The sequence below is a fragment of the Nonomuraea sp. NPDC050478 genome, from assembly GCF_044458265.1.
Classification (GTDB): Bacteria; Actinomycetota; Actinomycetes; order Streptosporangiales; family Streptosporangiaceae; genus Nonomuraea; species Nonomuraea ferruginea.
The window spans coordinates 595,138-607,935 of sequence record NZ_JBITHT010000002.1; the positions used below are offsets into that span (position 1 = coordinate 595,138).

Below are 12,798 nucleotides of genomic sequence, written 5' to 3' on the forward strand. Positions count from 1 at the left end.
AGGGATACCCGTCAACCCCTTAAGCCTTCTTATTTCCCGATGCGCGCACTGAGAGTGCGACCATGGGGCGCCGCTTTACGCTTTTACCAGTGGTAACACCGGTGACCACGCTTGTCTGCGCCCGCGACTCTCGAATGAACCGTTCATATGTGTCGTACTTATTGGGCGGCGCCGGAGGCGTGGAGGGTCGGCTCTTCCGTCATACTCTTCAGGGAACGCCGAGGAGGAAGCACGGTGACTGAGGCCCCGCGCGAGAGCGGATACCGGCCGGGCTACGAGGTAGCCGCCGAGCAGGTGCTCGAACTGATCGTCAGGCTCGGCCTGCGTCCGGGTGACCGCATGCCGACCGAGAACGAGCTGGCCCGGCAACTGGGCACCAGCCGCACCGTGGTGCGCGAGGCGGTGAAGATCCTCTCCGCGCTCGGCCGCGTACGCGCCCAGAAGGGCCGCGGCCTGTACGTGGCCGACGACGAGGGGATGTTCGGCACCGGGCGCTGGGGGGCCTTCTTCCTCCCGACCGACCTCGACCACGTCTACATGCTGTTCGAGTTCCGCCGGACGCAGGAGATGGAGACCAGCCGGCTGGCCGCCCGGCGCGCCACGCCCGCCGAGCTGCGGGCCATCGAAGAAGCGGCCGGACTGTGCCGCCGCGGCTACGAGACCGGACGCGAGGAGCTGTTCAACGAGGGCGACGACGCCTTCCACACCGCTGTCGCCGCCGCCTCGCACAACATGTTCCTCCAGGTCGGCGTGCGGGAGGCCCGCAGGCTGCAGGCGCAGTCGAGCCTCATCGGCCTGCGCGGCTCGGTGGGCGGGCACGCCGCCAAGGCCGTGGAGGAGCACGACGCCATCTACCAGGCCATCCGCGCCGGCGACCCCGAGGCCGCCGCCCAGTCCGCGGCCCTGCACATCGACAACACGCTCGACGACTACCGCAAGGAGATCCAGCAGCGTCTCTTCTCGTCCCCCTGATCCGGGCGGGCGCCCGGCTCCGGCTCATCCCGGAGACCGCGTCGCGGGTGAGCGGTCGTCGACCGCCAGCAGCCGCCGCCCGGCGTGCTCCGGCCGGATGTGGGGGCCCTCGGCCGCCCTGGTGTCCGGACTGCGGGCGAACGCGTTGATCGCCTGCTCATCGACCGTGATGCCCAGACCCGGCGAGTCGCCGAGGACGAACGCGCCGTCCTCGACGTACAGGTCGAGCGACAGCCCGAACGGCGGGTGCAGATCCTGCAGCTCGCTGGCCAGATGGTTCGGCACCGACGTCGCGGCGTGCAGCAGCGCGACGGGCGTGGCGCCGATCGGGCTGACCGGCAGGTCGTGGGCGTGCGCCAGCGCGGACACCCGGAGAAAATGGGACACCCCCCAGACGACGGCCGTCTGGACGATGTCCACGGCGCCCGCGGCCAGCAGCGGGCGGAACTGCTCAAGGCCGGTGAGGTTCTCCCCCGTGGCGACGGAGGCGCGGATCCCGCGGCCGACCGCGGCCAGGCCGTCGGCGTCCCACCGCCGCACCGGCTCCTCGATCCACGTGAGATCCAGCGTGCGTTCGAGCTCGCAGACGTGCCGGACCGCCTGCTTGCGGTTCCAGGCCTCGTTCACGTCGAGCATCAGGCCCGGCCGCGCTCCGCGCCCCGCCTCGGTCAGGACCTCCCGTACCAGCGTGAGGCGGTGCCGGTCGCGTTCGATGTCGAGGCCGCCCTTGACCTTGGCCGCGCGCAGACCGTGCCCTGCGTAGACCTGGTAGACGGAGACGAGTTCGTCGTCGGACAGGCCGATGTCGAGGCCGGAGGCGTAGGCGGGCACCCCCCGGTCGCGCCCGCCGAGCAGGCGCCAGAGCGGCTCACCGGCCGCCCGCGCCTTGATGTCCCACAGGGCGGTGTCGAGCGCGCCGATCGTGCCGAACACGGCCCCGGCGTGGCCCGCCTTGAAGGTCCGCCGCAGCATGCGGTCGTAGAGCGCCGTCACGCCGCGCGGATCCTCTCCCTCGATCGCGGCGAAGACCGTCTCGATCTCCACGTGCGGCCCGAGGCCGACGCCGGTGATCCCCTCGTCGGTGTCCACCATGACGAGCGGCACCGGGACGACTCCGTCGGCGAAGACACCGTTGACGTCACCGACGGGACGACCCCATTCCTGGACCGTCGTCATGGTGCGATAGCCAGTGATCCGCATGTCAGCCTTTCGTGGAGCCGGCGGTGATCCCGTCGGTGATCTGGCGCTGGAGGAACAGGTAGATCATCAGCACGGGCACCGCGGCGATCAGGACACCCGAGGCGAAGACGGGGATGTCGCCGGAATACTGCCCGCGCAGGGCGTTGACCCCGATCATGAGGGTGCGGTTCTCCGGCGACGGCATCATGAGCAGGGCGATGAGCACGTCGTTCCAGCAGAACAGGGCGTCGAGAATGCCGACCGACAGCAGCGCGGGAGCGCCCAGCGGGAGCATGATCCGAAGGTACACGCCGTACACCGTGTTGCCGTCGATCCTGGCCGCGTCGACGATCTCCGCCGGAATGGTCCTGTAGTGACTCGTCATCAGGAAGACGGTGAACGGGAGGAACTGGGCGACGTAGGCCAGGATCAGCCCCGGATAGGTGTCGATGAGCCCGCTGTCGGCCATGACCCTGGTGAGCGGGACCATGATCACCTGGAACGGGACGAACAGTCCCGCGAGACAACCCAGGAAGATCATCGAGGAACCGCGGAACCGGAGCCGAGCCAGCGCGAAGCCCGCCATCGACCCCAACAGCAGCAGCAGGGCCACGGCGCACGCCACGACGATGAACGAGTTGACGAAGTACCCCGCCATTCCGGCGCCGGCCCACGCCTCGGCGAGGTTGTCCCACCGCGGGGAACCCGCCGGGGAGAACCGGTCGAGGACGTACTCCCGGCGGGTCTTCATCGCGACGTTGGCGGTGAACACGAGAGGATAGATCGTCGCCAGCGCGAGAGCGGCCATCGGAACGGCGGCCACCCACCTGGCCGGACGCGTCCTGGGCATCAGTCCTGCCTCCCGGCGCGACGGAGCAGGGTGATCTGCAGGAGCCCCACCACGAGCATGACGACGAAGAGAACCGTCGAGGCGGCCGAGGCGAGCGCCGGCCGGTTCATCTGTCCCTGCTGGTGCCAGATGTAATACTCCGGCAGGTAGGTGGACCCCTCCGGGCCCCCGCTGGTCATGACGAAGAGCAGGCCGAACATGGACGTCAGCATTCCGATCATCGTCGTCACGAAGACGAACTGAATGGTGCGGGTCAGGCTCGGGATGATCACGTGCCAGATGGTCCGGCGGAGTGACGCGCCGTCCACGCGGGCGGCGTCCAGCAGCGAGGCGTCCAGGGTGCTGAATCCCGCGAGGAACACCACCAGGGCCATCCCGAACGTCGCCCAGATGTGCACGCCGACCACCGTGAACATGGCGATGCCCGGATCGCCCAGCCAGTCGACGGGGCCGGCGCCGATCGCCGCGAGGGCGGAGTTCAACGGGCCCTCGTACCCGAGCATCAGGTTGAAGATCGCGCCGACGATCACCGGTGAGAGCACGGCCGGGAAGAAGTAGACGCTGCGGTAGACCCGGTGACCCGGCACCCGCAGATAGATGAAGGTCGCGAGCAGACCCGGAATCGCCACCGCCAGGGGAAGCAGCAGCACCAGCAGCCCGACGTTGCGCAGCGAGAGGTGGAACAGCGGGTCGCCGGCCAGCTCCAGGTAGTTGCCCGGCCCGACGAAGGTTCCGTTGAACTCGCCATCGCCCGTGAAGGAGAAGTTGACTCCCAGGGCCAGCGGCCACAGCCGCAGCGCCACGATGATCAGTACGGCCGGGGCCACCAGGACGTAGGGCGCGAGGCGCTCGGCGCGCACCGTGCCGGCTGCCGTACGGGCTCGTCGCTTCACGGCCGCTCCGCCGGCCGGCCGGGCCGGCGGCGACGGGCCTCCGATCGGCACGCGGTCAGCCCGTCCGGTCGGAGGCGGCCAGTTGCTCCACGGCCTCGCCCACGGTGGCCGACCCGCTCAGGAGCTGCTGGGACAGCCGTCCCATCAAATCCAGGGTCTTGGACGACAGCGCCACGTGCAGGGCGGGCCTGCCGGTCCTGATCTCAGAGACGATCGCGGTGGCGGCCGGGCCGGCCCGCGAGACGTCGATCGTGGTGTCGGACGTGATCGCGCCGGCCTCGGCGTAGAACGCCGTCAAGGCGTCGGTCGAGGTCAGGGCTCGCACCAGATCGGCGGCCAGTGCGGGGTCCTTCGTCCCCTTCGCGACCGCGTAGCCGATGCCGCCGTCATACGGAAGGCTCGGGGTGGCTCCGTCGGTGACGACCGGGGCCCGCATGACGCCGATCTTCTCGGGCGGCAGGAACTCTCCGAAGTCCTTCCAGTGCCCGATATCCGACATCAGGCCGATGATGTGAGCGGCCTTTCCGGTCTCGAAGACTGTGAAGATGTCGGTGAACATCGCGGTGGAGTTGGCGCCGCGGTTGTTCAGCCCCTTGTCGCCGGCGTCCTTCCACAGCTCGAAGATCCGCCGTACGTGGGGAGAGGTCCAGTCGCGCTTTCCGGCGATCCAGTCGTCGTACTCCCGGGGCGTGAGGATCCCGGATCCGAGGCCCGACAGGAAGAACTGGATGCCGAAGCCTTCCTTGTTCCCGAGCGCGAAGCAGGCGGCCCCGGTCGCCTTCTTGATGGCGGCGCAGCCGCTGACGAACTCGTGCCAGGTCTTGGGCGGGTCAGCCGGGTCGAGGCCGGCCGCTTCGTAGAGCGTCTTGTTGTAGTAGATCGGGTGCCCCTGCAGGGTCACCGGTGCGGCGTAGACCTTGCCGTCCTCGCTGAACGCGTCCCAGCCCGCCAGCCGGCTCCTGTCCTCGGCCACGTACCGGTCCAGCGGAAGGAGCGTGCCGGCCCGGTCACGGATCTGCCCACCCCCGTTGAAGAGCATGACGTCGGGCGCCTTGTCCGACTGGCTCGCCGTGCCGAGCAGGGTGTAGTACTGGTCGTACGGCTGGGCGACGAACTCGACAGTGACCCCCGGATGCCGCTGGGCGAAGTCCGCCTTCGCCTTCTCGACGTAGGCCGCGGCGGCCGGTTCACCGGACTTCCAGTCCCAGACCACGAGCTTCCGCTGCGAGTCTCCGGACGGGGTGCCCGTCCGGGTCGCGCTTCCACAGCCGGCCACGGCCAGGGCCGCGACCATCAGGGCCGACCATAACGCTCGGTGCTTCATCGCTGCCCGCTTTCCGGGAGCGGCCGCCGGATCAGGCCGTCTGCGGTCAAACGTAATTCGTATGACGTCTCACGGCAAGGGATCGTGCGTATACTGACCGCGGTGACGCTGTCACCTGCCAGGCCACCGGAGGCGACATGACGGCATCGCGGGAAACGGCCGGCAGTGACCCGGCGCCACCGGCCTGGGTACGCCGCCCGGCGAGTCTCGCCAGAGCGGTTACCGCCGAGCTGGTGGAGCGCATCGTGCGCGGTGTGCACCCGCCGGGGACACCGTTGCCCCCCGAGCCCGCGCTGTGCGAGACCTTCTCCGTGAGCCGCACCGTCGTGCGGGAGGCGGTGAAGATCCTGCAGGAGAAAGGGCTGGTGCAGGTCCGCCAGGGCTCCGGCACCATGGTCACTCCCCCGGCGACCTGGGACATGCTCGACGAGCTCGTCCTCACCGCGACCATCGCCGAGGACGAGAGCCTGGCGATCCTCGACGACCTCGTCGTCACCCGGCGCGTGCTGGAGTCCGACATGGCCAACGTCGCCGCCCGCCTGGCCGGGCCGGACACCGTAGATCAGCTACGAGCGCTGGTGGATCACATGGACGAGCTCGTGGACGATCCGGTCACGTACGCCGAGAGCGACCGCGCCTTCCACGACACCATCATGCGGGCCTCGGGCAACCGCATCGCTCGTGGCGTCGTACGGTCACTCGAAGGCCAGGTCGTCAACACCGCCCGCTACCTGGGCAGGACCGAGCGGGCCCTGTGCGTGGCGTCGAACCTCGGCCACCGCCGCATCTACGAACGCATCGCCGCGCACGATCCCGACGGCGCCGCCGAGGCGATGTTCCGCCACATCACCGACGCCTGGATCGTCCGCCGCAGCGGGACGGCCGATCCCGTACGGCTGCAGCGCTAGCACGGGCACCCCGCTCGGGCATCCGGACGATCTGAAAGTTTCATCTCGGCAGATCAGGGGTGGCCGCGGCGGCTTGTCCTGGTCAGGCGGAGGAGCGGCGGGATCTCCCCGGGCGAGGGCCCGCGACGTCGGGCGGGCCGGGCCTTGACAGGTCTTGTCACGGTCATATTTGCTCCGCTGCACCATCGCCATCAGCCGCCCGAAAGAAAGGGGGACCGATTACAGCGCTATTGCGTTAGCGCTAACACCTGAAATTACCGACCAGCTGACCGATGCGCGCCGGTCGGCGGGTTTCGATCGGCGGAACGTGGCGGCGTCGACCCTGATATCACCGGCGCCCGCAAGGCGAGGCACATACTTCCCATTCACGTGTGGCACCACCACAACGGCAAAGGAAATCGCGTGATGTCGAGGTTCAGGCTCCTCCTCACCGCCATCGCGTCGGCGGCACTGCTCGTCGTTCCGACCACGGGGCAGACGGCGCTGGGCGACAGCGCGACCCCGTCGCGCGCGCAACAGAGCGCCCTCGCGCCCACCGCGGGATGCGGCAAGACCCCGACGCTCAGAAGCGGCGCCCAATCGATTACCACGAACGGCAGAAATCGAAGCTTCGTCCTGAGAATTCCAGACGGCTACAACAACACCACCCCCTACCGGTTGATTTTCGGATTCCACTGGAACGGCGGCACCGCCAACGACGTCGACTCGGGCGGAACCAGTGGTTATCCGTGGTCCTATTACGGGCTCAGGGCGTTGTCGAACGGCACCGCGATCTTCGTCGCGCCCCAGGGACTCAACAACGGCTGGGCCAACTCGGGCGGTGAGGACGTCACCTTCGTCGACGACATGATCCGGAGGATCGAGGCGGACCTCTGCGTGGACACCGCACAGCGCTTCGCCCTGGGCTTCAGCTACGGCGGCGGCATGAGCTACGCGCTCGCGTGCGCCCGGGCGACGGTCTTCCGCGCGGTGGCGGTCTACGCCGGCGCGCAGCTCAGCGGGTGCAGCGGCGGCACGGAGCCCGTCGCGTACATCGGACTGCACGGCCTCAGGGATTCGGTGCTCAACATCTCCGCGGGCCGGTCGCTACGTGACCGGTTCGTCAGGAACAACGGCTGCACACCCCAGAACCCGCAGGAGCCCGCGCAGGGCAGCCTGACGCACATCGTCACCTACTACTCGGGGTGCCGGACCGGGTATCCGGTGGCGTGGGCGGCGTTCGACGCCGGCCACACCCCCGGTCCCGTGGACGGGAGACCTGGCGACTTCGAACCCGGCGAGAACTCCTGGACCAGGCCCGTGGTCTGGAACTTCTTCACGCAACTGGGAGGCGGCGACCCGAATCCGCCCGACACGAGCGCGCTGCGGGGTGTCGGGTCGAACCGCTGCCTGGACGTCAACGGCGCTTCCCAGGCGAACGGCGCGCAGGCGCTGATCTGGGACTGCAACGGCCAGGCCAATCAGCAGTGGACCGTGACCAGTGCCGGTGAGCTGCGGGTGTACGGCGGCAAGTGCCTGGACGTGAACGGGGCCGGGACGGCCGACGGCAGCGCGGTGATCATCTGGGACTGCAACGGCCAGAACAACCAGAAGTGGCGCCTCAACGCCGACGGCAGCATCACCGCGGTCGGCGCGAACAAGTGCCTGGACGTCAGCGGCGCCGGCACCGCCAACGGCACCAGGACGCAGATCTGGACCTGCCACGGCGGCGCCAACCAGAAGTGGACCCGCGCCTGACGGTCCGCGAGGGCGCCACCGCCGGGGCGAGTCACCGCCCCCCGCTCACCTCCACCGACCGCATCATCGACGCCCGCACCCACCACATCTCCGCCGGCGGGTACGTCCTGCAGAGCTCTACCTGGGCCACACCCAGGAGCGTGTCGGCTCCTGGGTGTGGCCCAGGAGCCGACACCTTCGTCCCGCTCCTGTTCTGCATGTCCGGGCGAGTGGAGGCTGCGTTCCGGACGGTGCCCTGGCCAGGTCAGGACGCATGGGCCGGAGCCGACGCGGAGTCCGGTGCCGGCTGTGATCCGCACCGTGTCCTGCTCACCAGGTGACCGGGAGTTCGTGGACGCCGTAGACGACGGCGTCGCTCTTGAACGGCAGGTGCTCGGCCGGTGTGGCGAGCCGCAGGGTGGGGACGCGGCGGAACAGCGTGTCGAAGACGATCTGCAGTTCCATCCGGGCCAGGTTCTGGCCGAGGCACTGGTGCGGGCCGAAGCCGAAGGCGAGGTGGTGGCGGGCCCCGCGCTCGACGTCCAGTTCGGCCGGGTCCTTGAACGCCGCCGGGTCCCAGTTGGCCGACAGGGCCGAGACGATGACGCCCTCGCCGGCCTTGATACGCGCCCCGCCGATCTCCACGTCTTCGATGGCCACCCGGGAGGTGACTCCGTCGGCGATGGTGAAGTAGCGCAGCAGTTCCTCCACGGCCATGGGTGTCTTGTCCGGATTAGCGGTGATCAGGGCGAGTTGCTGCGGGTGGGTGAGCAGTGCGACCACGCCGAGCGAGATCATGTTCGCTGTGGTCTCGTGTCCGGCGGTCAGCAGCAGGAAGGCCAGGCTCACCAGGCCCGCGTGATCGAGGGCACCTTGCCGGCGTTGCCGGGCGATCTGCCGGCTGAACAGGTCGTCGCCGGGTTCGGACTCCTTGCGGGTGACCAGGTCGTCGATGTAGGCGCGCAGTTCGGCGAAGGCTCGCTGCCGGTCCTCCAGGGAGGTCCGGCTCACCATCATGGTGGTGCGGCTTTGGAAGAAGTCGTGGTCGCTGTAGGGGACGCCGAGCAGTTCGCAGATCACCAGGGAGGGCACCGGCAGGGACAGCGCCTGTACCAGGTCGACCGGCTGCTGGTCGGTGGCGAGCAGGTCGTCGATGAAGCGGTCGACGATGTCCTGGATCCGTGGGCGCAGCGCGGCCAGCCGCCTGACGGTGAATTCGCCGATCACCGGGCGGCGGGCAGCGGCGTGTTCCGCGCCGTCCATGCCGAGCATCAACGGCGGCTGGCTGCGGAGTTGCCGCAAGGTCGCCGCATCGAGGGTGAAGAGCGGGAAGCCGTCCTTGCGCTTGTCGCAGGAGAAGCGGGGGTCGGCGAGGACGGCACGGCCTTCCTCGTGCCCGGACACCCACCACGCCTCGCCGCCGCTGGTCAGGCGGACCCTGCTGATCGGTGCCCGCTCGCGCAGCCGTTCGTAGGCGGCGGGCGGGGCGAAGGGGCAGCCACGCTCGACAGGCACTTCCAGGTCGGCGCGTTCGCCGGCGACGCTGTTCGTCATGAAGAACCTCCTGGTAAAAAGTCCGGGATGAAGCCGGAGGCGGTGTGGGCTGTTCCGCCGGTGTTCATCGCAGGGTGAGTGGGATCTCGGATGCGATGCGGGTCAGCTTGTCGGGGTTGCGGACGTAGTAGAGGCCGGTGATGCGGGCGTCCTCGACCCGGGCTGCTATGACGCCGTCGATCTCGCCGTCCACGCGCAGGAGGAGCGCCGGGTTGCCGTTGACCACGGTGGGCTCGCTGGTGAGCGTGACCTGGGCCTTGCCGAGGCCGCTGACGATCATGCGGGCCACCTTGCCCGCGCCGGTGATCGGCTGCGGCGCGGCCTGCTTGACGCCGCCGCCGTCGCTCACCAGAACGACCTCAGGGGCGAGCACGTCGAGCAGGCCCTGCAGGTCCCTGGTCTCCAACGCGCGCCGGAACGACTCCAGAGCCGCCCGGGCCTGGCCCGGGGAGACCACCTCGCGAGGACGCCGGGCGTCGACGTGCCGGCGGGCCCGGTGCGCGATCTGGCGTACGGTCCCCGGCGTCTTGCAGACGGCGGCCGCGATCTCCTCGTAGCCGATGGCGAAGACCTCGCGCAGCACGAAGACGGCCCGCTCGGTCGGCGACAGCGTCTCCAGGACGAGCATCAGCGCCATCGACACGCTCTCGGCCAGTTCGACGTCCTCGGCCACGTCCGGCGCGGTGAGCAGTGGCTCGGGCAACCAGGAGCCGACGTAGTCCTCCTTGAGACGCCTCATGGTGCGCAGCCGATCCAGCGAGCGCCGGGTGGCGATCCGTATCAGGTAGGCGCGCTGGTCGGACACCTGTCCCAGGTCGACCTTGACCCACCGAAGCCAGGTCTCCTGCAGGGCGTCTTCGGCGTCGGCCGCCGAGCCGAGCATCTCGTAGGCGACGGTGAACAGCAGGTTGCGATGGGCGAGGAACACCTCGGTGGCCGGGCCCATCTGACCGCCACCGGCCATCGGCTCGGCTGCGCCCGTCGTCGCGTCCCTGCGCTCCCGCATACCTGGCTCCTGCCCGCTCATTCGCGACTGCTGCTCTATGCATAAGGCGCCGGCGCCTGCCGATGTGTGACACCCGTGATGGGTGACACACCTCACGTCACCGCACTGTCACAAAGTCCGGGGCGCGAACGCCGCATGGTCGTCAGGGTGCCGACTCCCTGAGCGATCACCTTGGCCCCGCTGCGGGGTGACCGCGCAACCGCCATCTCACAAGGAACGGAAAGACATCATGAGCAAGGTCTGGTTCGTCACCGGTTCGTCTCGCGGCCTGGGCCGCCACTTCGTCGAGGCCGCCCTGTCGCGCGGCGACAAAGTGGCCGCGACCGCCCGTACCGCCGCAAGCCTTGACGAGCTGGTCGCCGGCTACGGCGACGCGGTGCTTCCGCTGGAGCTGGACGTGACCGACAAGGCGGTCGTCTTCGACGGTGTGAAGCGGGCCGCCGAGCACTTCGGCCGTCTCGACGTCATCATCAACAACGCCGGGTACGCCCAGGTCGGCGCGGTCGAGGAGATCACCGAACAGCAGTTGCGCGACCAGATGGAGACCAACCTGTTCGGCGCGGTGTGGGTGATCCAGGCCGCACTGCCCTACCTGCGCGAGCAGGGCTCGGGACACATCATCCAGTTGTCCTCGGCCGCCGGGCTCATGGCCATGCCGCTCAGCGCCGCCTACAGCGCCTCCAAGTGGGCCTTGGAAGCCGTGAACGAATCCCTCGCCCAGGAGGTCGCCGACTTCGGTATCAAGGTGACCGTCATCGAGCCCGGCGGCTTCGCCACCAGGGGCGGCAAGAACCCCGATCCCCTCGACAACGGCCACCTGGCCGAGCCCGACCCGATCTACGACGGCCTTCGCCGGCGCATCGCCGCGTTCGCGGGAAAGCAGCCCGCCGGCGACCCGGCCGCCGCGGCCCAGGCTCTCCTCGAGATCGTCGACTCCGACGACCCGCCCCTGCGGGTGCTCTTCGGCCAGGGCTTCTACCCGATCCTCCAGCAGGTCTACGCCGACCGGCTCAAGACCTGGGCCGACTGGCAGGACCTTTCGGCGCAGGCTCACGGCAACCTCGATCAAGAAGATCGGTGACCCGGCCGAGTCATTCCATCGCAAGCAAGCGAACCGACAGGAGCACCACATGAAGCACCGCATCGTCGTCCTCGGCGCCGGCTACGCCGGGGCCTACGGGGCCGGGATCCTGGCCCGCCGGTTGTCCCCGGCGGACTTCGAGATCACCGTGGTCAACGCCGAGCCGGAATTCGTCCAGCGCATGCGGCTGCCCCAGTTGGCGGCCGGTCAGGAGATCGACACTCCGAACCTCGCCGACGTCTTCGCCGGCACGGGGATACGGCTGCGCCTGGCCCGTGTCACCGCCGTCGACCCCGAGCGCCGGGTCGTCACCCTGGCCGACGCCGGCGGCGAGCTCGGCTACGACACGCTTGTCTACGCGCTCGGCAGCCACGGTGACGTCGAAGGCGCCCCGGGCGTGGCCGAGCACGCCTTCGACGTCGCCGCCCGGCCCTCGGCTCTGCGCCTGCGCGAACGCCTGGACAGCCTGGTCACGCGGGGCGGAGGCGGGAACGTGGTGGTCGTCGGCGACGGGCTGACCGGCATCGAGACCGCCACCGAGCTCGCCGAATCCCGGCCCGGCCTGTCCGTGACGCTCATCGCCCGCGGACAGCTGGGCGCCCGGCTTTCGGCCGGAGCCCGCGGCCACCTGCGGCAGGCCTGCGACCGGCTGGGCATCACCGTCCTGGAGCACACCAGCGTCGAAGCCGTCGAAGCGGAGCGGGTGCTGTGCACGGACGGCACCGCCCTGACCTCCGACGCGACCGTGTGGACGGCCGGGTTCGCGGTCAGCCCCGTCGCCGCCGCCGCCGGGCTGAAGGTCACCGGGACTGGTCAGATCGTCGTCGACCGCACCATGCGGTCGGTCTCGCACCCCGACGTCTACGCCATCGGCGACAGCGCCTGCGCCGTCGGCGACAACGGCCGGCCGCTGCCGATGTCCTGCGCCTCGGCCGGCTACACGAGCCGGCAGGCCATCGAGGCGATCGTGGGACGCCTGACCGGCCGCAAGGTCCCACACACCAAGCTGGTCTACACGTACAACCAGATCAGCCTCGGGCGGCGGGACGGGATCCGGCAGGCGGTCGACGACGAAGGGCGAGCGAGGGCGAAGTACCAGGGCGGCCGGAAGTCCGCACAGATCAAGTCGGTCATTCTCAGGATGGCGCTGTGGGCCACCTCGCACCCGACCTTCGGCATGCCCAGGCGCAAGCACCGCCTGGCCGCCGCACCGGACGCGACAGCCGCGAAGGCGGCCGTGTAGCCGCCTCATAGGGTGTGGTCCACGTGGACAACCCCGCCGCTGATCGACCCCAGCCGGTTCGAGGCCGGAGAA

11 protein-coding genes are annotated in these 12,798 nt (G+C 69.5%); 5 read left to right on the plus strand and 6 right to left on the minus strand.

Features of this window, described 5'->3' with window-relative positions:
- Positions 1-234 precede the first annotated feature (234 nt).
- Positions 235-972, plus strand: a complete 738-nt coding sequence (locus ACIBF7_RS10775) for a FadR/GntR family transcriptional regulator (protein ID WP_219552531.1) — start codon at positions 235-237, stop codon at positions 970-972.
- 24 nt (positions 973-996) lie between these two features.
- On the opposite strand, the gene ACIBF7_RS10780 is transcribed toward ACIBF7_RS10775, so the two are convergent.
- From ACIBF7_RS10780 to ACIBF7_RS10795, 4 genes are read right to left on the minus strand one after another with little or no spacing between them, the layout of a single operon-like run.
- On the minus strand, positions 997-2,148 hold the full coding sequence (locus ACIBF7_RS10780; protein WP_397196964.1) for a mandelate racemase/muconate lactonizing enzyme family protein: 1,152 nt from the start codon (positions 2,146-2,148) through the stop codon (positions 997-999).
- Positions 2,149-2,173: 25 nt separating this feature from the next.
- Complete coding sequence (locus ACIBF7_RS10785; protein WP_148032241.1) at positions 2,174-3,001, minus strand: carbohydrate ABC transporter permease; 828 nt, start codon at positions 2,999-3,001, stop codon at positions 2,174-2,176.
- Positions 3,001-3,894, minus strand: a complete 894-nt coding sequence (locus tag ACIBF7_RS10790) for a carbohydrate ABC transporter permease (RefSeq protein WP_219552528.1) — start codon at positions 3,892-3,894, stop codon at positions 3,001-3,003. The genes ACIBF7_RS10785 and ACIBF7_RS10790 overlap by 1 nt, the downstream gene beginning before the upstream one ends.
- 55 nt (positions 3,895-3,949) lie before the next feature.
- Positions 3,950-5,188, minus strand: coding sequence for an ABC transporter substrate-binding protein (locus ACIBF7_RS10795; RefSeq protein WP_397196965.1), 1,239 nt, complete (start codon positions 5,186-5,188; stop codon positions 3,950-3,952).
- Positions 5,189-5,355: 167 nt separating this feature from the next.
- Here ACIBF7_RS10795 and ACIBF7_RS10800 point away from each other — a divergent pair, with 167 nt between their 5' ends.
- Both ACIBF7_RS10800 and ACIBF7_RS10805 read left to right on the plus strand, forming a co-directional pair.
- Complete coding sequence (locus ACIBF7_RS10800; RefSeq protein ID WP_148032243.1) at positions 5,356-6,126, plus strand: FadR/GntR family transcriptional regulator; 771 nt, start codon at positions 5,356-5,358, stop codon at positions 6,124-6,126.
- Positions 6,127-6,531: 405 nt separating this feature from the next.
- Positions 6,532-7,863, plus strand: coding sequence for a ricin-type beta-trefoil lectin domain protein (locus ACIBF7_RS10805; RefSeq protein WP_397196966.1), 1,332 nt, complete (start codon positions 6,532-6,534; stop codon positions 7,861-7,863).
- 309 nt (positions 7,864-8,172) lie between these two features.
- Here ACIBF7_RS10805 and ACIBF7_RS10810 read toward each other — a convergent pair whose 3' ends face one another.
- Positions 8,173-9,396 (minus strand): cytochrome P450, encoded by a 1,224-nt coding sequence (locus ACIBF7_RS10810; protein ID WP_397196967.1) that lies wholly within the window; start codon positions 9,394-9,396, stop codon positions 8,173-8,175.
- Between the two features lie 64 nt (positions 9,397-9,460).
- Entirely contained in the window at positions 9,461-10,402 is a 942-nt protein-coding gene (locus ACIBF7_RS10815) for an RNA polymerase sigma-70 factor (RefSeq protein WP_397196968.1), read from the minus strand.
- 229 nt (positions 10,403-10,631) lie between these two features.
- Here ACIBF7_RS10815 and ACIBF7_RS10820 point away from each other — a divergent pair, with 229 nt between their 5' ends.
- Positions 10,632-11,483 (plus strand): SDR family NAD(P)-dependent oxidoreductase, encoded by an 852-nt coding sequence (locus tag ACIBF7_RS10820; RefSeq protein ID WP_148032247.1) that lies wholly within the window; start codon positions 10,632-10,634, stop codon positions 11,481-11,483.
- Between the two features lie 49 nt (positions 11,484-11,532).
- Positions 11,533-12,726, plus strand: coding sequence for an NAD(P)/FAD-dependent oxidoreductase (locus tag ACIBF7_RS10825; protein WP_397196969.1), 1,194 nt, complete (start codon positions 11,533-11,535; stop codon positions 12,724-12,726).
- Positions 12,727-12,798: the final 72 nt, after the last annotated feature.

What these genes read in the sequence shown, in the direction of transcription:
- ACIBF7_RS10780 (WP_397196964.1), bottom strand. Translation starts at nt 2,148, where the DNA reads ATGACGACGGTCCAGGAATGGGGTCGTCCCGTCGGTGACGTCAACGGT.
- ACIBF7_RS10785 (WP_148032241.1), bottom strand. Translation starts at nt 3,001, where the DNA reads ATGCCCAGGACGCGTCCGGCCAGGTGGGTGGCCGCCGTTCCGATGGCC.
- ACIBF7_RS10795 (WP_397196965.1), bottom strand. Translation starts at nt 5,188, where the DNA reads ATGGTCGCGGCCCTGGCCGTGGCCGGCTGTGGAAGCGCGACCCGGACG.
- ACIBF7_RS10800 (WP_148032243.1), top strand. Translation starts at nt 5,356, where the DNA reads ATGACGGCATCGCGGGAAACGGCCGGCAGTGACCCGGCGCCACCGGCC.
- ACIBF7_RS10805 (WP_397196966.1), top strand. Translation starts at nt 6,532, where the DNA reads ATGTCGAGGTTCAGGCTCCTCCTCACCGCCATCGCGTCGGCGGCACTG.
- ACIBF7_RS10810 (WP_397196967.1), bottom strand. Translation starts at nt 9,396, where the DNA reads ATGACGAACAGCGTCGCCGGCGAACGCGCCGACCTGGAAGTGCCTGTC.
- ACIBF7_RS10815 (WP_397196968.1), bottom strand. Translation starts at nt 10,402, where the DNA reads ATGCGGGAGCGCAGGGACGCGACGACGGGCGCAGCCGAGCCGATGGCC.
- ACIBF7_RS10820 (WP_148032247.1), top strand. Translation starts at nt 10,632, where the DNA reads ATGAGCAAGGTCTGGTTCGTCACCGGTTCGTCTCGCGGCCTGGGCCGC.
- ACIBF7_RS10825 (WP_397196969.1), top strand. Translation starts at nt 11,533, where the DNA reads ATGAAGCACCGCATCGTCGTCCTCGGCGCCGGCTACGCCGGGGCCTAC.